This window comes from Mesorhizobium sp. J18, from assembly GCF_007829525.1.
GTDB lineage: Bacteria > Pseudomonadota > Alphaproteobacteria > Rhizobiales > Rhizobiaceae > VLJP01.
The window spans coordinates 1-21085 of sequence record NZ_VLJP01000024.1 but is presented as its reverse complement, the minus strand read 5'-3'; the positions used below and the strand labels follow the sequence as shown (position 1 = coordinate 21085).

The window sequence follows — 21085 nt, the reverse complement described above, 5'->3', positions numbered from 1 at the left end:
GTATCTTCAGGCGGCAGGCATTTTTTTCACCCAAGCCCAAGATGAAACTATGTTTCCAGTACGACGTATACTTTCCGTCATCATTCTGTCCGCCCTCGCCGGTTCGGCCGGATCGGGCCTTCCCGGCAACGCCACGTCCCTCACCGAAACCTACGGAGACTGGACGGTCATCTGCGCGGCACCCCAGGATGCGGCGCAAGTGAATCGTCAGAACGGGCAGCGGGTTCTTGCCATCGAACTGGCCGCAATCGAGGGGGGTAACGCGGCCAGCGGCACGCTGGTGCTGCCTTTCGGTCTCAATCTCGATCAAGGGGTGGCACTGTCCGTAGATGTGAGCGAAATCCTGCCGCCCCTACGGTTCTCGACCTGCCTTCCAGCCGGCTGCCTGGTCAACTGAGCTTCAATCAGGACGCGTTGACGGCAATGCGCGCGGGCACAGCCCTCAAAGTCAGGGCGGTCGCCAGCGACAGTGGCCACGAAGTCAACTCTCGCTCTCGCTTTCCGGCTTCACCTCCGCGCTTGCGCGCGTTGCCGAACTCGCCGGAGCCTGACTGGAGCATTGGAGGCAGCTTGCACCGCACGGTTGGACCAGGACGTGGCTGCTGCTACCTTTCACGCGAGTTCGCAAACGACTTCAGTGAGCGTCGCAATGGTTGAAGGCAGTTATCAATCGTCGAGAGCGAGAGATCTTGCGCTTGTCTTAGCGAGGGAGCGCCATCGTGAATACCGATGAACAGACCGGCCATCATGCCTTCTCGCAGGGGCGTCCGAAGGCGCATATCTTCCAGACTGTGTCGACCAGGGAAACGGCACCAGCGGATCGCTACGACTACTGGACTAGCGAAGTCATACGCAGTTTCGAAGGTGCTGCGCCCGACGAGCAGCAGCGGCGAAACTTCAGAGCCAGCGTGACCTCACTCGCGACCATGGCCGGCGAAATGCACTATGCCGTGTCCGATGCGTATCAGGTCAACCTGGGCAAGGAGGCGATCGCATCGGCGTCCTTCGACGAACTGGCGCTGTTCCTGATGCTGAAGGGCCGGATGCGCTATGTCTATGATGGTGGTCAGACGATGGAGGTGGGCGAAGGCGGCTTCTTCCTGCTCGACGGCTCACGCCCCTTGTCGCTGAGCTTCACGCGGCACTGCTGCATCCAGCTGGATCTGTCGCGGCCCTTGCTTGAATCGGTCTTCCCCCTTTCGATGCCTGATCCGGAGGCTATCAACGCTGCGCTCGCCAATTCCGTTCTCGCCGGCTTGCTGCGGGATCACCTTCGGCAGTTCCCCCGTGTAGTCGCGGGGATGGCGCCGCGCGAGCAATTAGCACTGCTGGACGCTTCGGAGTCCTTTGCGATAACGGCGATAGAAGGCGCGTTCTCGTCAGCTGTCGGCATCTCGGAGCATTCCAATGCCGGGCTGTTTGCAGCCGCCCAACGCTACATAAGGCGACATCTCACCAGTCATGAGCTCAATCCCTCCGGCGTCGCTGCCGCAGTGGGCTGCTCACGGTCGACACTCTACCGCGTGTTCGCCGATCGAAATTTGACCGTCCAAGGCTATATTCGCGAACTGCGCCTTCAGCAGTTATTGCGCCTGCTGCAAAAGGAGAAGGGCAATTCCCCGATCCATCTCCTGGCGCAACGGTGCGGTCTCTATGATCTGCCAAACATCAATCGGCTGTTTCGCAGACGATTCGGCATGAGCCCGAGCGAAGCCCGCGAAGCGGCGCATCAGCGGTCCGACAGCGGCTGATAGCACAACGTTCCTACGCGAAGTAGCACTGATCGGGATGAAATCCTGCCCAATTGGACGCAGTGATTTCATTTTAGGGACGCGCTGATTACCTCTGATTTTTCAATGACTTTATAGTGCAAGCTCCGAAACTTTGCTCGGTTCTGCGCCGGGCTGATTGTTGTCGGCTGTTCTACAGCCGTGGAGCGAGGGGCCTAGACATTGAAGACCGCAATCCGATCGAAGCTTATTGCGATTAGATCTTGGCGCTACTGGCATCGGGCATTGTTGGCCGGCAGCTCAGCGCTGGCGCTGACGGTCGCCGCCGATCCAGCACTGGCACAAAGTGTTGTCATTAACGATGAAGCGCATGAGATCGTCGATGGCAGTGGCGACGGCACCTCCGGCACGCGGCCCAGCCCGTGGGAGATCGATGGACATCTCGACATTGGTTTCCTGACGAATGGCGAATTGACCATTCGCAATGGCGGGACAGTAAATATTGGCACGTTGACCGCTGTTGGCAGCGCAGGCGGCGACGGTGCCCTCACAGTCACAGGCGAAGAATCCCGCTTGGTCGTCGACACAGTCTTATATGTCGGCAGCGCTGCTGGCGGCAGCAATGGTATTGTCACGATTGAGGCGGGAGGTGGCATCTTCAGCAAATCGGGAATAATAGGTGCCGGAGCCGCTGAAGGATCACCAGCCATCAACACCGGTGCCGTGACGGTCACCGGTGCCGGTTCGATCTGGTCAATCTCCTCGAACCTCAGCATCGGGCATAACTGGAGTAACGCTGGAATTCTGGCCGTCGAGAATGGCGGCACGGTCACTGCTTCCCAGACGTACTTGGGGCGAGATTCCGCGTCTGGTACTCTCGTCCTGTCTGGGACAAATGGCGCGCGCGGCATTCTGGCAACCGGTTTCGTCGAAAAGGGTACAGGAAATGCGCGGCTGGACTTCGATGGAGGCATTCTGCGCGCCACCTCCGATGAGGCCGAGTTCCTGCGCAATTTCGATGCTGGCGATGTGACTATCGGAGCTGGTGGCGCATTCATCGACAGCAATGGTCATGACATCGGCATCGCCACCTCGCTAGTGGGCACCGGTGACTTGACGAAGCTCGGTAGCGGCACACTAACGCTGTCGGGAGGCTTAGCCGGCGGCAATCTGAATATGCAGTCCGGACAGTTGCGGCTGGCCGGGGGCGCGTCCAGTGTCGAGCGGCTTCGTGTGGATGATATCGACGGCGACGAAGCGCATGTCATCATTCAGGGCGAGGATACGACACTCAATGCTTCTGCTGCGATCTATGCCGGGATATCCGGCAATGGCCGACTGAACGTGGCCGATGGCGCGCATGCGGCCGTCCACGGGAGCTACGGTATCGTCGCCGGCTATTACGAGGGTTCCGAGGGCACGGTGATTGTGTCGGGCAAAGGCTCACTCCTCGAAACCACAGGCGATTTGGGCGCGATCAGAATCGGCCGTGCGGGCAGCGGAAGCCTTCGGATCGAGAACGGCGGACGGGTCGAGAGCGCTTATCTCACCGTGATCGGCGACCGGACAACCGGCACGGGCACGGTAACCGTGACAGGCGCGGGGTCCGTCCTGGCCGCCACGAATGACCGGCCAATGTATATCGGCGGTTCCGGGCGCGGAAGCCTCGACATTCTCGACGGCGGACTGGTCCATACCATGTATTTTGCCTCATTGGGGCGGCAACCCGATGGGGTTGGTATGGCGCGCGTCTCCGGAGAGGGGTCGATCTGGCGCGTGCGGAGCGAGGACGACCCGGGTGGCAACCTTTACATCGGCGAATACGGCAAAGGCACCGTGGTGCTCAGCGATGGCGGGCACATCGATCTTGGCGACGCACCCGCCAGCCATGTGGCGCTTGCCAGAGAGGCGAACAGCTCGGGCGAACTCGTGATCGGTGCCGAGCGCGGCGAAACGCCAGCCGGAGCAGGAACGATCGACGCCCGATCGATCTGGTTCGGCGCCGGCTCCGGCACGCTGGTCTTCAACCATTCCGATGACAACTATGTCTTCGGTATGGATATCCGGCCAGACCCGTTCATCTTCGACGATAGCGATTACGGCCAGCACGGGATCGAGCATCTTGCAGGCCGGACGGTCTATACGGGTAACGGTTCGGGTTTCGATGGCGCCACCACCGTGTCCGGCGGGACATTCGTTGTCGATGGCCGGTTGGGTGGAGAGCTCACTGTCGAAAGCGGAGCCACGCTCAGCGGCTCGGGAACCATTGGGTCGGGCGCCGGGTCTACTGTCACGATTGCCGATGGCGGCATTCTGGAGCCGGGTAGTTCGATCGGCACGTTGACGGTCGATGGCGACCTGACGCTACTATCCGGCTCGATTCTCGATTACGAGGTTGGTAGCGCAGGGGGCGATCCGGCTACCGGCATCAGCGACCGGATCGACGTAACCGGCGACCTTGCGTTGAACGGCACGCTGAACCTTTCGCAGAGCAACGATGCCTCCGATGGCATTGCAGGCTTCGGCTATTATCGGCTGATGACCTATAAGGGTGAACTGACAGATAACGGGCTGAACATCGGGGACGCACCGGCGATCGACGGTGCCGACTATGAGATCCAGGCCGGCGTCGGCAATGTCGACCTTTTCATTGCCACCCTCGGCAATGACACGCTTCAGCATTGGCAGGGCGGCAACGGGGTCTGGGATTCAACGAACGCACAATGGTTCAATCTCGACGGCGATATCCCCGTCACCTGGGCCGGTAATCATGCCGTATTCAGGAACGAGCCGGGCGGCTTCAATGGCGGTACGATCACCGTCGAGGGCACACAGAGCTTCAAGGGCCTGCAATTCGTCGATGAAGGCTACTATCTCGAAGGCTCCGGCGTCCTTGAGACCGTGCCGGAGGGCTCGGAAATCCGCGTGCTGGCCGACAGCACCAAGATCGCGACAGAGATCACCGGCACAGGCGGCATCGTCAAGACACAGGCCGGCACGCTGATCCTATCAGGGGACAACAGCTATGCAGGCGACACGCGCATCTTGGGTGGAACCCTACAAGTCTCCGAAGATGCCAATCTGGGCGCGACGTCCGGTGGGCTCACTATCAATGGCGGGGTGCTGTCTGCGACCAGCAGTTTCGAGACCGGCCGTTCTGTGACCTTGGCGGGCGTGGGCGCGTTCGAGGTGACGGATGGTGACACGCTTGGTCTGACCGGCGTGATCGGCGGCGAAGGCGACCTGGTGAAGCGCGGCGACGGCGTCTTGCGGCTCACGGGCGATAATGCCTATGGCAACACCTTTGTCGAGGCCGGAACGCTAACCGGCGATGCAGGCTCGATTTTAGGCAGCATCGCCAATGCTGGCCTGGTTCGCTTTGATCAGGGCGACGATGCCAGCTTCGTTGGCGACATCGCCGGCCTCGGCGGCACGAACGGCGCCATGGTCAAGGCCGGCGCGGGCACGCTCACGCTCGGCGGCGCTTCGACCCTCGACTGGACCATCTCCGAAGGCAGGCTTGCGACGGAGGCCGCTCGGTTCGCGGGCGACGTCCTGCTGGACGGCGCGGGCGCCGCACTCAGCTTTGGCGATGCCGGAAGCGCGGTCTATGGCGGCGCGTTCTCGGGGAATGGCCTGTTCTCGTTCGACGGGACAGGAACGGTGGTGCTGACAGGCGACAGCTCCGGCTTTTCCGGCAGGACCAGCATCGGCGCCGGCACGCTGCTGGTTGGCGATGCCGATAGCAATGGCGCGCTCGGCGGTTCGTTCAATGTACTGGACGGCGCGACTCTCGGCGGCGCGGGCACCGTCGGTTCGGGAGTCGGATCCCTCGTCGTGGTCGCTTCTGGCGGTACGCTGTCGCCGGGAAACTCCTTCGGCACGCTGACGGTCGACGGCGATCTTGTCTTCGAGACGGGCTCTCGATTTGCGGTCGAGGTGAACCCTGAAGGAAACGAAAGCGATCTTGTCGCGGTGACCGGCGCCGCCACTCTCGACGGCGGCGCGGTCGCCCATATCGGTGCCAACGGCAATTACGATATCCGCTCGACCTATACGATCCTGTCGGCGGGCGGAGGGCTGTCTGGTTCGTTCGATGATGTGATTTCGAACTTCGCCTTTCTCACGCCCGAGCTGATCTACGACTACGGGGCGGGCACGGTCGATCTGCAGCTCTCGCGCAACGATCGCGATTTCGCTTCTGTCGCGGCGACGCGCAATCAGATCGCCACGGCTGGCGGTGTCGAAAGCATCGGCTTTGACGCCGGCCATGCGATCTACGACGCGATTGCCCAGCTTGCCGATGACAGCGACCTGATCCGGGCCAGCTTCGATGCGCTGTCGGGCGAGATCCACGGCTCGGCAAAGACCGCGCTCATCGAGGACAGCCGCTTCATCCGCAACGCGGCCAACGACCGTATCCGCGCCGCCTTCGGCGATGCGGGCGCTTCGGTGGCTCCCGTTCTCGCCTATGGGCCGGGCGACACGCCCGTGGCCGTCTCTGCCGACCATATTGGTCCCGTCTTCTGGAGCCAAGGCTTCGGCTCCTGGGGATCGAGCGACAGCGACGGCAATGCCGCCGCCCTCGACCGAAACACCCGCGGCCTACTGATCGGCGCCGACGGTCTGATCGGTGATTGGCGTCTCGGTCTTCTGGCCGGCTACAGCCATTCGACCTTCAAGGCCGGGGACCGGGCGTCTTCGGGCTCCAGCGACAATTATCATCTCGGCGCCTATGGCGGCACCCAATGGGGCAACATCGCCCTGCGCACCGGGGTGGCCTATAGCTGGCACGACATCGACACCAGCCGCCCCGTCGCCATCCCGGGTCTCGGCAATCACCTTACCGCAGACTACTCCGCCGGCACCTTCCAGGCGTTCGGAGAGCTGGGCTATCGCCTGGAGCCAGGCAACGGCATCCGGCTGGAGCCCTTCGCCAATCTCGCCAATGTCAGCCTGCACAGCAGCAGCTTCGGGGAAAAGGGAGGAGATGCTGCCCTGATCGGCCACAGCGGCAGCACCGACGCGACCTTCACCACGCTCGGCCTGCGCGGCGAGCACACCCTGACCTTCGGTACGATGGGGGCCACGCTCAAGGGCATGATCGGCTGGCGGTACGCCTTTGGCGACACCACGCCCGAAAGCACGCATGCCTTCTCGGCCGGCGATGCCTTCACGATTGCCGGCGTACCCATCGCCAAGGGTAGCGCCGTCATCGAGGCCGGGCTCGATCTCGACCTCAGCCCTGATGCAAGACTTGGCTTCTCCTATACCGGCCAGCTCGCCTCGGGCGCACAAGATCACGGCTTCAAGGCGAATCTCGCCGTACGGTTCTGACCTTTCCTCATTTGAGACAGGACATTGGCCTGCCGCTTGCATCTTCAAGCGGCGGGCAATATTTGACCCAAGCCCAAGATGAAACTATGTTTCCAGTAGGACGCATCCTTTCCGTCATCATACTGTCCGCTCTCGTCAGCTCGGCCGGGGCTGCCCAGGAGACGGGCCTTCCCGGCAACGCCACGTCCCTCACCGAAACCCATGGAGACTGGACCGTCACCTGCGCGGCACCCCAGGGTGCGGCGCGCTGCGTGATCGCGCAGACGCAGGTGAATCGCCACAACGGGCAGCGGGTTCTTGCCATCGAACTGGCCGCAATCGAGGGGGATAACGCGGCCAGCGGCACGCTGGTGCTGCCTTTCGGTCTCAATCTCGATCAAGGGGTGGCACTGTCCATAGATGAAAGCGAAATCCTGCCGCCCCTACGGTTCTCGACCTGCCTTCCAGCCGGCTGCCTGGTTCCACTGACCTTCAATCAGGATGTAATGTTGGCGATGTGGGTGGGCTCCGTATTGAACGTCAGCACAGCGGCCCATGGAAGCGGCCAGGAGTTGGGCTTCTCAATCTCCCTTTCCGGCTTCACCTCCGCGCTTGCGCGTGTTGCTGTATTGAGCGGTGCCTAACGACGGGAAGACGGAGGCCTGCACAATTCTCACGTCCCGACCTGATACGAGCTGGCGCCAGATTATTCGGAGAGTGATGCCGGGTCGGTTTTCGAGTGAATCGCCGCGCGGAGATAGCCAAGCGTCATCAAGCCAGCGGCTGCAATGGGAATGAGTGGATTCGGATTGGCAGGAAGAATAGCGATCGGAATTGCCGCCAGTGCATATACGAGCACAACCCCATTGAGAGCCATGAAAGGATGGATGCGGCTTATGTCGAGCGCCTCTCGACCAGACAGGGCTTGTCCGGCGGTCAACGCAGCCACGATCAGGAGCCCCACTGCGGTGAGGTCGAGAAGCAAGCTGATCGTCAGTGGCGTGCCGTCATTGAGGGCTGATACCTGATCGAAGAGATCGGTCACGGACAATGACCATAGCAGGACAATTGCGATGAGCAGAATGGAGATAAGGCGGGGGAATGTGTTGCCTCGCTCTCGACACGCATCGTGAAACCTTGCAGTGCGCGAGAGCGCAAGCAACACGGCATAGGCGGCGGCGAATGGGAGAACAATCGTGAGCGCGCCCGGTACGGGAGTGAGATAGCCGCCAAGTAGGGCAGCGGAAAAGGCGACACCGGCCAAGGTGTAGGCAACGATCGACCGAAGGACTGTCGGAGCAATTTTGATGTGGCGCATCATGCGTTGAATACTATCCGTTTACGCTCGATTGCCCTCCTGCGCCCGAATGAGGGCAATCAATCATATCCGGAATGGCGATACCATATTTCAAAGCCGTCCCGCGGATCAACGTTCCCGAGGCCCAACCGTGATGGTTATCGGATCAGGGTTCGGGAGTGGACGGCATATTATCGTCAGCGGCTTGAGCTCCAACGTCATCGGGAATCTCTTTCAGAAAGCTCCGGCCGGATTGCAGATGTTGGCCGAGTGTGTCGATAAAGCCCTCGAACCGCTCCCGGCCTTTGGCTTGTGCGGCCGAATAAGCATCGGGTGCTATGGGGGGCGTGACAGTGAGCCAGAAACGCACGAAAAGCGCGAGCGTCTCGGCAGAAATCCCGAGATCGCGCTCGATGCGGGCAACCTGCCGGGACAGACGGTCGAGACGCCTTGTGAGTGCTGCCTCCTGCATCTGGGTATTGTCCGGGGAGAAAAAGGATTCCAGCGCCGCTTCGACCACCGACGATCGCGAGATCTTTTTACGAGCCGCGAGTTCAACGACCTGATCGATCAGGGCAACTGGAAGGGAGGAGTTGAGACGATCGCGCATGGCCGTATCCCTTACAGTTCGATACCGTCATCGGGGTTGAGGGAAGCCTGCCGGGCGATACCGCCCATCTGGCGGCGGATCGCCTGTCGCTGGCGGGCGTTGTCCTCTTGGTCATCGTCGAGCATGATCTTGAACTCGTTCTCAGGCGCGGGTTCTTTCTTCTCGTGGACGATCTCGGCATGCTGGGGCAGTTCCGGCTCGCGGCGCAGGCTGGAGTTATGCTTGTCCTCCTTCTTCTTCCTGGCCTCTTCCGCCGCAGCTATCAGGGCCTCGTCCGGCTCAACGGGCTTGAGCGCAGACCAGCCATCCGACCGGGGCGTGAATACGAGTTTTGCGGGGTCTGGTGGCAGAAGGATGCGCTCGTTGAGTCGGCTGTCCTCGAAATATCTTGCCTTCTTCGCCCGGATCGGTGGTGTACCGGCCACCATGACGATCTCGTCGTCGGGGGGAAGCTGCATGATCTCGCCTGGCGTGAGAAGCTGACGGGCGGTTTCCGAGCGCGACACCATGATATGCCCCAGCCAGGGCGCAAGCCGGCTGCCGGCATAGTTCTGCATGGCCTTCATTTCGGTGGCGGTGCCCAGTGCATCGGAGACACGCTTTGCGGTGCGCTCGTCATTGGTGGCGAAGCTGACGCGCACATGGCAGTTGTCGAGGATCGCATTGTTCTGGCCGTATGCTTTCTCGATCTGGTTGAGCGACTGGGCGATCAGGAAGGACTTGATGCCGTAGCCGGCCATGAAAGCCAAAGCGCTTTCGAAGAAGTCGAGCCGGCCGAGCGCAGGGAATTCGTCGAGCAGCATCAGCACGCGATGCCTGCGCTTTTCCGAGTGCAGCTCTTCGGTCAGGCGGCGACCGATCTGGTTCAGCACCAGGCGGATCAATGGCTTGGTCCGGGAGATGTCGGAGGGCGGCACCACGAGGTAGAGTGTCGATGGCTTTTCGCCGGCGATCAGGTCCTCGATGCGCCAGTCGCAGCGCGAGGTGACGGCCGCCACCACGGGATCGCGGTAGAGCCCCAGGAAGGACATGGCAGTCGACAACACGCCAGAACGTTCATTGTCCGACTTATTCAGAAGCTCGCGCGCTGTCGAGGCGACCACCGGGTGCGGTCCTGCCTCTCCCAAATGGCTGGTGGCCATCATGCTATCCAGCGTTGCCTCGATCGTGCGGCGGGGGTCCGACAGGAACGCTGCGACGCCGGCAAGGGTCTTGTCCTTCTCGGCATAAAGGACATGGAGGATAGCGCCGACCAGCAGGGAGTGTGAGGTCTTTTCCCAGTGGTTGCGCCTTTCAAGCGAGCCTTCGGGATCGACCAGCACATCGGCGATGTTCTGGACGTCCCTGACCTCCCATTCGCCGCGACGAACCTCAAGCAATGGATTGTAGGCTGCTGAACTCGCATTGGTCGGATCGAAGAGGAGCACCCGCCCATGTTTGCTACGGAAACCCGCCGTGAGCTCCCAATTTTCGCCCTTGATGTCGTGGACGATCGCCGAGCCCGGCCATGTGAGCAGCGAGGGGACAACGAGGCCGACGCCTTTCCCCGATCGCGTCGGTGCGAAGCACAGCACATGTTCCGGCCCGTCATGGCGCAGATAGTCGCGATCGAGCTTTCCAAGGACCACACCGTCAGGCCCCAGGAGCCCAGCCTCCTCAATCTCTGGCCGCTCGGCCCAGCGGGCGGAGCCATAGGTGTCAATATCGGCCGCCTCGCGTGCGCGCATGACGGACATGGTGATGGCGATACCGATGGCGAGGAACCCGCCGGAGGCCGCGATGATACCGCCTTCGGCGAAGATGCGCGGGGCATAGGCATCATAGAAATACCACCACCAGAAGAGCGCGGGCGGATAGTAGACCGGCCAGCCCATTACCTCGAACCAGGCTGGGCCGAGCTGAGGCTGGAAACCGAGCCTGAAGGCGACCCATTGCGTGCCGGACCAGACCGAGATCAGCACGATCAGGAAGACGATGGTAATTTGGCCCCAGAGGATTTTTGTGCCGGACATGCGCGCTCATCCCCAAAAAAGCTGGAGATTGAAGCTCAATTCCTTGATGACAAGAGAAATCCTGGGCAGGTGGGATGGTAGGATAGTATGGCGTGCATATAGGAAAGGTTGATGAGGGCAAAAAAGCCGAGCCGGTTCCAGGCTCTCTCAAATCACCTTCCAGCCGGGATAGCGTGTGCCTTCAACTGCTCCTCTGTCCCCAGCTCGTTGAAGCAACCCTCGGACGCGCAGTGTAGGGCGAGCCATATCACAGGCAGAGGCGGACATACGATCTTACGCCTGGTTTTACATCTGTGCCATCATTGGTGGCAGCGTCTGGAACCGTCGCATTCTCTTGATGGCGGTCGTCCGGGGGGCGCTCCGAACTGGGCACCCTCGTAACCCGAGACGACTTGACCGGCGTTATCAATCGTAACGGGGATGAATGAGAAGATCGTACTTTGCGAGAAAGAGACCATGCGCCGCCAAAGCTCGATCAACCCTTATTTCCCGAACGCGCCCACGCTACGGTAGAGCACATAGAGCGCGACGACCAAGATGATCGCCGCTAAGATGCGGTTAAGCGTATTCTTGCCTGATGACAGACGATTGGCCAACGTCATGCCGAAAACGCCACCAAGGACTCCACCGGCGATGAATTCCAAGGCGATCGGCCAATCAACCAGACCGGAGCGGCATAGTTGAGCGCAGTCGCCAATCCAAAGCTGCCGACGGCGAGCAGCGAGGAACCGATGGCGTTGATCATCGGCATGCCGGTTGCCAGCATCAGTCCGGGAACTATGAGAAAACCACCACCAATACCGAAGAAGCCGGAGGCAATGCCAGCAGCGAAGGCCACGCCCGCCGTGATCAGGCAGGTGCGCAAGTTCACTGTACGCTCAGGAGCTACTGTCTTGGGCTTGGGGCGCAACATCATTACCCCGACGACGAGCATGACGAGACCGAAGAGGAAGAGCAGGCGTTCACCGTCGATGAGCTTGCCAAGGCTCGATCCGGCCAAGGCACCGATCGTGCCGACACCAGCAAAGACCAAAGCGCACGGCCAGCGGACATTGCCGCTCCTTGCGTGACCAATGAGGTTGGCAAATGCATTCATCGATACGGCAATCGCGCTTGTACCAATGGCGATATGTGGCTGCGAGACTCCGACAACGTAGAGAAGAAGCGGCGTGGCGAGGATAGAACCGCCACCGCCAATGAGACCGAGGGAAAACCCGACAAGGCCGCCAGAGAAGAGCGCCGGTCCAATTGTGGACAGCATAATGGCTATCCTTTCGGGGCGACGAAACGATCGTGAACGACCATTCCGGAGAGCATTGCGGCCACGAAAATCACCGCAGGCGCCAGCCCGAGGGACAATGACGCGATTGCTGGTCCAGGGCAGAACCCAGCCATTCCCCAGCCGATGCCGAAAATTGCCGAACCAACGATAAGAGGTCGGTCAATACGGGTCTTGGCGGGAAGATGATGCCGGCTGTCGAGCATGGGCCTGTTGCGGGCAAAGGCCAGACGATAGCCGAGGAAGGCGACGATAACGCCTGCCCCCAGCACGAAGATCAGGCTCGGATCCCATGCGCCAGTGATGTCGAGAAAGGCCTTGACCTTGGCTGGATTGAGCATGCCGGAAATGGCAAGGCCCAGGCCGAACAGAAGGCCGGCAACGAGGGCGACCAGGATGCGGAGCGCGTTTGTCATAACCAGCCTCCAAGGCGCAGCGCGAGGACCGTCAGGATCGCTGTTGTCAGGAAGGTCAACACGGCGGCGAAGGAACGAGGCGATAGCCGCGCCAGACCGGAAATCCCGTGACCGGAGGTGCATCCCGACCCCAGGCGGGTGCCAAAGCCGACCAATAGTCCAGCGATGATCAGCAGCGGCCACGTGGCAGTAATCTCTACCAGCGGCGCGCTACCGAACATGAGGCGATAGGCCAGCGGACCTGACAGAAGGCCGACAACGAATGCGATGTCGTGACCGAAACGTTCGCCACGCTTGCCCAGAATGCTGCCGACGATGCCGCTGATGCCGGCGATGCGGCCATTGAGAAGCATCAGCAGGSTGGCGGACAAGCCGATCAGCGCACCGCCCACAGCGGGGCCGAGATAGGTTTCCATCACCAGACCGCTCCTTCCAGGGCATTCAACGGTATCTTGAGATAGCGTCTGCCGTTGGCCTCGGGTTCTGGCAGGCGTCCGCCGGCTATGTTGACCTGCAGCGCATGCAGGATGAGCTTGGGCATGGGGAGCGTGGCGTCGCGCGCCTCGCGCAGCGCGACAAAGCTCTCTTCGGTCTGGTCGGTGATATGGGGGTTGTAGGCTTTTTGCTCCGCGACGGTGCTCTCCCACCGTGGCGGACGTCCGTCCGGCTGGTAATCGTGCCCGGTAAATATCCTGGTCTTATCCGGCAAGGAAAGAATGGCCTGGATGGATTGCCAGAGCGCCTTGGCGCTGCCGCCGGGGAAGTCAGCGCGCCCAGTGCCGGAATCCGGCATGAACAATGTGTCGTGGACGAATGCTGCATCACCGATCACATAAGTGACGGATGCAAGAGTATGGCCCGGCGAGAACATGACCCTGACGTCGATCGAGCCGATCTTGAAGTTATCGCCGTCGGCAAACAACCGGTCCCATTGCCGGCCGTCCGCCGGAAAATCCGGCCAGTGGTAGATGTCCTTCCAAAGAGCCTGGACATCGACCACATGAGCGCCGATTGCGGTCGGTGCGCCGGTCTTGTCTTTCAGATAAGGAGCGGCCGAGAAGTGGTCGGCATGTGGATGGGTGTCGAGAATCCATTCGACGGAGAGCTTTTCCTCGGCGATGTAGGCGAGAAGTTTATCGGCCTGTTCGGTTTTGGTAGCTCCTGACTTTTCGTCATAGTCCAGAACCGGATCGATGATGGCGCATTTGCCGGTCGCCGGGTCGCTGACAACGTACTGTATGCTTCCGGTGCGGGGCTCGTAAAAACCCCTCACGTTCGGTTTCGCCGATCTGGAACCGCGGTTCGCTGCAAGCCAGGTCTGGGCCGCCGCAGGCTCGATGCCGATGCCAGTCGCCGTGGTGATCAGTCTGTCGTCGCTGAACCCCTCGACATCGGCGTTTCCGGCGAGCACCCACATATAGAATGCGCGAGCTCCTGTACGGCAATGAGCGATCACCGGTCCGTCCGAGGCAATGATCGCTTCGCCGAAGCGCCGAGCATCTTCTTGCGTCATCGACGTGCTGGTGACGGGGATATGAACATATTCGAGGCCCGCTGCTTTGGCCGCGGCCTCTTCCGCCGCCGATCCCGGCTGCGCCTCTTCTTCACCGTCCGGGCGATTGTTGATGACGGTTCGGAATCCAAGGCGCCGCAGTTCGGCAAAGTCTTCGGGCTGGATTTGCCCCGTGACGGAAAATTTCTCCGTGACAGGAATGAGTTTCACGGCAATGCTCCTCGAGGAGTTTTCAGTTCGATATAGATGAAAGCTCCAGATCAGGCGTTTGCAGGAGCGGCGACAGATACTGAACCGTCAATCTGGATTTGCGCGCCGGCTTTTTTCAGCAGGTTCCCGATCGTGCAGGCCTTGTCGGCAGCCTGAAACGCCGATTTGACCGCATCAATCTGCTCGTCCGTTGCATCCGGCGCCAGGTTGACCTGAAGACGGTGGTCGATGCTGAAACCCGTTTCCTTGAAATCGGCGACCTCCGATTCCATCGTCAGTTCTGAAACCGGCAGTTTCCTGTTCTGAAGGATGGCGACCAGCGTCATCGAATAGCAGGCTGCGGCCGAGGCGATGAGCAATGACTTGGGGTCGGTGCCGTCGCCGGTGCCGCCAAGGCTGTTCGGGATCGCGATCGGTGTATCGAGACGATCGGACTTGATTGTCCCATTGCCCTTCATGTTGCCGTTCCAGGTGGTTTTCAGTTTGGTGGTCAACGGTGGTCTCCATACATTTTGCTTGGGACAGTGATCTTCCTCCTAAGAAGAGTTGATCAGCATCAGGTATTCGAGTGTCGATATCGACATAATTCGAGGTGATGTGGACAGATGCCAGCCAAGCCGTTGAGATGCGGTTGCGTGCTATGCCTAGTGCACCACGATGCGCGCCCCAGGTTTCACCCGGCTGTGAAGATCGATGATGTCCTGGTTCAAAAGCCGTATGCAGCCGGCGGATACGGCCTTGCCGATCGAGGACGGATCGTTCGTGCCGTGAACGCGATAATAGGTGTCGACACCATCCTTGTGCATGTAGAGCGCCCGAGCACCCATGGGATTGTGCGGCCCGCCATCGACGCCATCGCCATAGCGCGCATACTGCTTGGGATTGCGCTCGATCATGCTGGGTGTCGGCGTCCATCGTGGCCAGGCCGCCTTGCGCGCGATCACCGCTTCACCACCGGGAAAGGCGCGCGCAACCGGTCCGACCCCGACGGCGTAGCGCATGGCTTTTTGTCCAGGCAGAACGAAATAGAGATAACGCGCGGTCTGATCGACGACGATCGTTCCGGGCTTCTCGTCGGTCGGGTAATCGATGACCTGCCGAATATGGCTCGGGTTCATTCTTGACGTATCGACGGCAGGAATCCGGAAACCACCATCCGACACGGCACGATACATGTCGGCAGGGTCTCTTTGAGACGATCCATAGGCTGTTTGTGCGGTAACTGTTCGCGTCTGCGGAGCGGATTGGTCAGTCGGCATTCGGAGCTCGGCGCGCGATGTGGAACACGCCGAGAGAGCGGCCGTGCATATCAGCGCGAGCGTAATGTTTTTAGGGAAATACAGGATCGGCAAAAGGAAGCCCCCAGAATCATTGGCGAAAACACGTCGCCCTCTGGTGTGCGATCCTTAAGGCTGCCTTAAGCCTCCAGGATAAGGACGAACAGAAGGACAAGGTGACTGACATGCGGATACTTGTTGTCGAGGATGATGCCATTTTGCGAGATGGCCTGAAGGTCGGCCTTGGGATCGGCGGCTTTACTGCTGATGCCGTCGAGACCTGCGAAGAAGCCCATGCCGTTCTGAAGAACCACGAGTTCGATGCACTGGTGCTTGACCTGATGCTGCCCGACGGTTCCGGGCTTGATATCCTCAAATCCCTGCGCGATCGCCGTGACGACACGCCCGTGCTTCTGCTGACGGCAAGGGATGCGGTTTCCGACAGGATCACCGGGCTGGATACAGGCGCCGACGATTATCTGGGCAAGCCCTTCGATCTCGATGAGGTGGCAGCGCGATTGCGCGCCCTGGTCCGTCGTGCTGCCGGCCGGTCGCGCTCGGTGCTGGAATGGCGGTGCTTGCGGCTCGATCCTTCATCGCAGGCCGTGGAAAAAGGCGGTGAAGCTGTGCGACTTTCACGCCGGGAATACTCGATCCTGCACGCACTGATGATCCATCCGGGACAGATCTTCTCCAAAAGGCAGATCGAGGAAAAGCTCTATGGCTGGCAGGAAGAGGTCGAGAGCAACACCGTCGAGGTGCATATCCATCATCTGCGCGCCAAGCTCGGATCAGGCATCATCCAGACCGTTCGCGGCGTTGGCTATCGCCTGGGGGAGGAGCCGTGATGACATCGATCAGCAGGCGCCTGTTTCTGATCCTCGTTCTGACCACCGGTCTGGTTTGGCTATCGGCTGTAGTGTGGATTTTCCTGAGCACGCGTGCCGAGGTCGAAAGGGTGCTCGACGCGCGCCTGATGGAAGCCGGACGTATGGTCAGCTCTCTCATCGTCAGCCAGGAGATTTCCGTCGACCGTGCTAAAGGCGCGACTGCCGAAATCCCGGTGCGCGTTCATTCGACCTATGATCGTCAGCTATCTTGCCAGATCTGGTCGCTGCAGGGAGAACTCATTGGACGCTCCGGTGGCGCGCCTGAGGAAAAGCTGGCCGAACACGCGGACGGTTTTTCGCAGACCGAGATCGATGGCGAACAATGGCGCGTCTACGCGGTCACCAATGCCGAACTCGGAGTCCGCGTGCTGGTTGGCGACAATCTCAGGATACGCGATGGCCTCGTCAATGACGTTATCCGCGGGCTTCTCCTGCCTGCCATGCTGATCTTGCCTGCTCTTGCCGGACTGATCTGGCTCAGTGTGAGGCGGGGTCTGGCGCCCTTGAACAGGATCGCGCACGATCTGGAGCACCGACATGCGTCCGACCTGCGGCCCATAGAAGACGTCGAGACAGCCAAGGAGATCGTGCCGGTCCTTCAGTCGTTGAACGGCCTGTTTGCACGCGTCGCCGGGTTGCGAGAGCGAGAGCGCAACTTCACGGCTTTTGCAGCGCATGAGCTCAGAACGCCACTCGCCGGGCTCAAGACACAGGCGCAGGTGGCGCTGGCTAGTGAAGATCGTGCAATTCGCGATCAGGCGCTGCGGCAGATCATGGTCGGTGTTGATCGTACCGGGCGTCTCGTCCGGCAATTGCTCGATATGTCGGCGATCGAGGCGCGAGAGCAGGAGGAGCGAGGCGCTATCGTACTGCCGGGGAAAATACTCCGATCATTGGCCGCCGAACTCGCCGATCCATCCAGGCAGGTGACGATTGATATCGCCCCCGAGCTAGACCGGATCGAATTTGCGATCGAGCCGGAGACTTTCACACTGGCAGCGCGCAATCTGATCGAGAACGCCGTCAATCACTCTCCTTCAGGCAGTGTCGTGCGTTGCCGTGCCGGGGCGGAGGACGGTGTCGTCGTGATAGAGGATGAGGGGCCGGGTATTCCCGAGGACGAGCTCCCCAGGGTCACAGAGCGTTTTTTCCGCGGACGAAACAAGGTTTCTGTCGGCAGCGGGCTGGGACTGGCGATCGTCGAACTTGCACTGGGACGAAGCGGTTGGCGACTGAAGCTTGAGAACCGGGACGCCGGCGGACTACGGGCTATCATCGCACAATAGAAGCATCAACGAATGTGTCAACGGCGGTGCAAAATCCGGCCACGCGGCGGCGCAAAACCAGGCCAGGTGGCAGTGGCCTGCGCCATGGCGCGCGCGCTTACCAATAGCTGGCGCGTGCCATGGCGCATTGGCCTCTTTGGGCCAAAACGAGCGATCTGATCTCAGGACTTTTGTTGCCGCTTTCGGGCAGTGCTGTTGGCGAGGCGATAGCTCTCGCCGTTCATCTCGAGGATGCTGACGTGGTGGGTCAGCCGGTCGAGCAGTGCGCCGGTGAGGCGCTCGGAGCCGAAGGTCTCGGTCCATTCATCGAAGGGCAGATTGCTGGTGATCAGGGTCGAGCCGCGCTCGTAGCGGTGCGAGATCAGCTCGAACAGCAACTCGGCGCCGGTCTTGGACAGCGGCACAAAGCCCAGTTCGTCGACGATCAGCAACTTGACGGCAGCCATCTGCTTCTGAAAGCGAAGCAGGCGACGTTCGTCGCGGGCCTCCATCAGTTCGTTGACCAGGGCTGCGGCGGTGGTGAAGCTGACCGACATGCCCTTCTGACAAGCCGCCAGCCCGAGGCCAAGGGCAATGTGCGTCTTGCCCGTGCCGCTTGGGCCAAGGGCAATGACGTTCTCGCGCCGCTCGATCCATTCGCAGCGGGCCAGTTCCAGCACCTGCATCTTGTTGAGCTTCGGGATGGCGCTGAAGTCGAAGCTGTCGAGGCTTTTGACCGTGGGGAATTTGGCGGCCTTGATGCGGCGCTCGACCATCCTCCGCTCCCGGTCGATCAACTCCAGTTCAACAAGCCGGGCGAGGTATCGGACATGATCCATGCCTTCGGCCGCACATTGCCGGGCCAGCTTCTGATGTTCCCGCAGGAACGTGGGCAGCTTCAGCGCCTTGAGGTGATGGGCGAGCAGGATTTCCGGACCATCGCTCATGCCGCGTCCTCCGCATCGCCCGACAACAACCGCATATAGGAGCCGGGCCTGGTTTTCTCGACTGTTGCCTTGGGTAGATAGGGATAACAGTCCAGGTCCAGCCGGGGCGGACGGTGTTCAACACGGCAAAGCAGCAGGTGCTTCACGGCGTCGAAGCCGATTGCGCCCATCTGAAGCGCCTGCTTCACCGCGGCATGCAGATCAGCCAGATCAAAGGTCTCGAGCAACCGCAGGACCTGGACGTATTCGCGTCGGCCATGTCGGTTCATGCGAGCTTCCATTAGCCGGCGCAACGTTGCGAACTCCTCGGGAAGCTCCCAGCCTTGCAATGGTGCGGCCTGATCGAGTGCGTTGATCTTCTGCTCCAGCAGCGGCAGGTAGTGGATCGGGTTGAAGACGATCTCCTCGCGATCCCAGCAGCGGGGATGGCGGGCAATGACCTCGCCCCGGCAGCCGATCACCACCTCGTGGACATAGGCCCGGATCCAGACATCCTGATGGCCGAAGGCAACCGGCACCGAGTAGTCGTTGGTCTTGTAGCGCACCAGACACTGGGACGAGACGCGGCCACTGTCCTGGTCACAGGCGTCGAAAGGCGCGACCGGGAGGGGGCGCATGGCAACCAGATCACGTTGCAACCGCTCGCCGATCGTCTCGCTCTCACCGCGCAGGACATCGTGCTGGCGCTTGCGGCATTGCTCCTCCAGCCAAAGGTTGAATGCCTCCCAGCTCGTGAACTCGGGAAGCGGCACCATGAAGTTGCGGCGGCAATAGCCCACCAAGCCCTCGACATTCCCCTTGTCATTGCCTTTGCCAGGACGGCCGTAGTGGTCCCGGATCAGGTAATGCGACAGGAAGCCGCTGAACAGGACGGCCCGCTTGCGGGTGCCATCGGGCAGGATCTTCGCCACCAGGCACCGGTCATTGTCATAGACGATCGACTGCGGCACTGCCCCAAAGAAGGCAAAGGCGTGGATGTGGCCGTCCACCCAAGCCTCGGCCACAGCCGCCGGATAGGCGCGGACGTAACAGGCGTCGCTGTGCGGCAGATCCAAAACAAAGAAGTGGGCCTTCTGCTCGACACCGCCAATCTTGACCATCGCCTCGCCGAAGTCGGCCTGCGCATGGCCCGGGGGATGCGCCAGCGGCACGAACACTTCCTGGCCCCGCCGTTCTCGCTCCCGGATGTAATCCTTGATGATCGTGTAGCCGCCGGTGAACCCGCACTCGTCACGAAGCCGGTCGAACACCCGCTTCGCCGTGTGCCGCTGCTTCCGCGGCATGGAGCGATCCGCCTCAAGCCAGCCCTCGATGATCGGGATAAAGGGATCAAGCTTCGGCCGCCTGACTTCGGCCGTCCGCCGGTCTGGCTCCTGGGCTCTTCAGGCTATTCGGCCCAGCTTGCCGCGCATCTTGGCTTTCCGCTCGCCTTCGCGGCGCATCTGGCCGACGAAAACCTCGAAGCCGCGGTTGCGCTTTATCGTGCCAAATTCAGGCCCTCGGCCGTGCTCGACCAGCCTTATGTCATCGTCAGTTCCGGCGTGATGGCCGCCGATGACGAAGGTGAGGCGCAGCGTCAGTCCTGGGCCTATTCGCATGCGATGATGCGCATGTCGCAGGGCAAATCCTTCGTCGTGCCGACGCCCGAAGAGGCTGAATCCTATCCCTACACCGACCGGGAGCAGCAGATCATCGAAATGTGGGACGCCAAGACCATGGTCGGAACAGCCGAGCAGGTCGTCGAGAAACTCAACGCAAGGCAGAAGCACATAAACGCTGACGAAATGATGATCCTTAATCTTGGGCATTCCCCGGCCGCAATCCATCGTTCGACAGAGCTCATCGCCGACGCCTACGGTCTGCCGCAGAACATCAGCGAATGAGCCAGATGTCCGTCCGCCCCGATGGACGGACATCACCCTGCGGCCGCGCAGCAAATACAACCTGCAAATATCATCCGGGCTTGCCTGCGACATAGACCCGTTCATCCCAGAGATGGTCGATATCGCGATGCTGTGAAATCTATCGCTGCGTCAAAGCGGCAAGCTCAGCCTTAAGCCTGTCTTAAGTTCGGCAAGGTCCGCAGGAGCAAACTGGATGATCAGGAGCCTCACGATGTTTGACCTGCGTGATATCAAGTCCCACCACTCGCCGACCGTGGCAGAAAGTTCTGTGCCGTCTTTCATGATTGGGSGGCGAGCCGTTCTTGCGGGGCTGGCCGTGCTTGGCGCCGCGGGATTGGCGACACGGGTTCAGGCTGCTGGTGACACCTCGGCGGAGATGATCCTCAATGATCCGCAGGCGCCTGTGGGGGGCAATCCGC

At 60.9% G+C, this 21085-nt stretch carries 16 protein-coding genes and 3 pseudogenes; 8 read left to right on the top strand and 11 right to left on the bottom strand.

What is annotated here, in order from left to right; genetic code table 11:
- Positions 1-49 precede the first annotated feature (49 nt).
- The 4 genes from L598_RS11200 (at position 50) to L598_RS11185 (ending at position 7690) form a co-directional block, all read left to right on the top strand.
- Complete coding sequence (locus tag L598_RS11200) at positions 50-397, top strand: invasion associated locus B family protein (RefSeq protein WP_144862543.1); 348 nt, start codon at positions 50-52, stop codon at positions 395-397.
- Positions 398-719: 322 nt separating this feature from the next.
- Complete coding sequence (locus L598_RS11195) at positions 720-1751, top strand: helix-turn-helix domain-containing protein (RefSeq protein ID WP_144862541.1); 1032 nt, start codon at positions 720-722, stop codon at positions 1749-1751.
- Between the two features lie 267 nt (positions 1752-2018).
- Positions 2019-7067 (top strand): autotransporter domain-containing protein, encoded by a 5049-nt coding sequence (locus L598_RS11190; protein ID WP_246658717.1) that lies wholly within the window; start codon positions 2019-2021, stop codon positions 7065-7067.
- Positions 7068-7153: 86 nt separating this feature from the next.
- On the top strand, positions 7154-7690 hold the full coding sequence (locus L598_RS11185) for an invasion associated locus B family protein (RefSeq protein WP_144862539.1): 537 nt from the start codon (positions 7154-7156) through the stop codon (positions 7688-7690).
- Between the two features lie 62 nt (positions 7691-7752).
- Here the strand turns inward: L598_RS11185 and L598_RS11180 are convergent, their stop codons facing one another.
- From L598_RS11180 to L598_RS11140, 9 genes and pseudogenes are all read right to left on the bottom strand, one after another.
- Positions 7753-8364 carry a hypothetical protein gene (locus tag L598_RS11180; protein ID WP_144862538.1) on the bottom strand — a complete coding sequence of 204 codons (612 nt, stop codon included), beginning with the start codon at positions 8362-8364 and terminating at the stop codon, positions 7753-7755.
- A gap of 145 nt (positions 8365-8509) precedes the next feature.
- On the bottom strand, positions 8510-8953 hold the full coding sequence (locus tag L598_RS11175; RefSeq protein WP_144862536.1) for a CopG family transcriptional regulator: 444 nt from the start codon (positions 8951-8953) through the stop codon (positions 8510-8512).
- 11 nt (positions 8954-8964) lie between these two features.
- Positions 8965-10965: a conjugal transfer protein TraG gene (locus L598_RS11170; RefSeq protein ID WP_144862535.1), complete on the bottom strand. Its 2001-nt coding sequence runs from the start codon at positions 10963-10965 to the stop codon at positions 8965-8967.
- A 482-nt stretch (positions 10966-11447) separates the two neighbouring features.
- A pseudogene (locus L598_RS11165) lies at positions 11448-12226 on the bottom strand (sulfite exporter TauE/SafE family protein).
- 5 nt (positions 12227-12231) lie between these two features.
- On the bottom strand, positions 12232-12660 hold the full coding sequence (locus L598_RS11160; RefSeq protein ID WP_144862533.1) for a YeeE/YedE family protein: 429 nt from the start codon (positions 12658-12660) through the stop codon (positions 12232-12234).
- Positions 12657-13076, bottom strand: coding sequence for a YeeE/YedE family protein (locus L598_RS11155; protein ID WP_144862531.1), 420 nt, complete (start codon positions 13074-13076; stop codon positions 12657-12659). The genes L598_RS11160 and L598_RS11155 overlap by 4 nt, the downstream gene beginning before the upstream one ends.
- The gene (blh, locus tag L598_RS11150) at positions 13076-14383 is read right to left on the bottom strand and encodes a bifunctional sulfur transferase/dioxygenase Blh (protein WP_144862529.1); all 1308 of its coding nucleotides are present in this window, start codon (positions 14381-14383) and stop codon (positions 13076-13078) included. The genes L598_RS11155 and blh overlap by 1 nt, the downstream gene beginning before the upstream one ends.
- Positions 14384-14433: 50 nt before the next feature.
- Positions 14434-14877 (bottom strand): OsmC family protein, encoded by a 444-nt coding sequence (locus tag L598_RS11145; RefSeq protein WP_144862527.1) that lies wholly within the window; start codon positions 14875-14877, stop codon positions 14434-14436.
- Positions 14878-15027: 150 nt separating this feature from the next.
- Positions 15028-15558 (bottom strand): L,D-transpeptidase, encoded by a 531-nt coding sequence (locus L598_RS11140; RefSeq protein WP_246658716.1) that lies wholly within the window; start codon positions 15556-15558, stop codon positions 15028-15030.
- A gap of 287 nt (positions 15559-15845) precedes the next feature.
- Between L598_RS11140 and L598_RS11135 the strand changes: the two genes are divergently transcribed.
- Together L598_RS11135 and L598_RS11130 are read left to right on the top strand one after the other, a co-directional pair.
- A complete protein-coding gene (locus L598_RS11135; protein ID WP_144862523.1) occupies positions 15846-16508 on the top strand; it encodes a response regulator in 663 nt (220 codons plus the stop codon).
- Positions 16508-17836 carry an ATP-binding protein gene (locus L598_RS11130; RefSeq protein WP_144862521.1) on the top strand — a complete coding sequence of 443 codons (1329 nt, stop codon included), beginning with the start codon at positions 16508-16510 and terminating at the stop codon, positions 17834-17836. Before L598_RS11135 ends, L598_RS11130 begins: the two co-directional genes overlap by 1 nt.
- Positions 17837-17997: 161 nt before the next feature.
- On the opposite strand, the gene istB is transcribed toward L598_RS11130, so the two are convergent.
- A complete protein-coding gene (gene istB, locus L598_RS11125; RefSeq protein ID WP_028035775.1) occupies positions 17998-18762 on the bottom strand; it encodes an IS21-like element helper ATPase IstB in 765 nt (254 codons plus the stop codon).
- Positions 18759-20126, bottom strand: a pseudogene (gene istA, locus L598_RS11120) (IS21 family transposase); the annotation flags it as partial. The gene istB and the pseudogene istA, both read right to left, overlap by 4 nt.
- On the opposite strand from istA, the gene L598_RS11115 reads away from it, so the two are divergent.
- Entirely contained in the window at positions 20025-20645 is a 621-nt protein-coding gene (locus L598_RS11115; RefSeq protein WP_144862132.1) for an LLM class flavin-dependent oxidoreductase, read from the top strand. The pseudogene istA and the gene L598_RS11115 overlap by 102 nt on opposite strands.
- 232 nt (positions 20646-20877) lie before the next feature.
- A pseudogene (locus L598_RS21605) lies at positions 20878-21085 on the top strand (hypothetical protein); the annotation flags it as partial.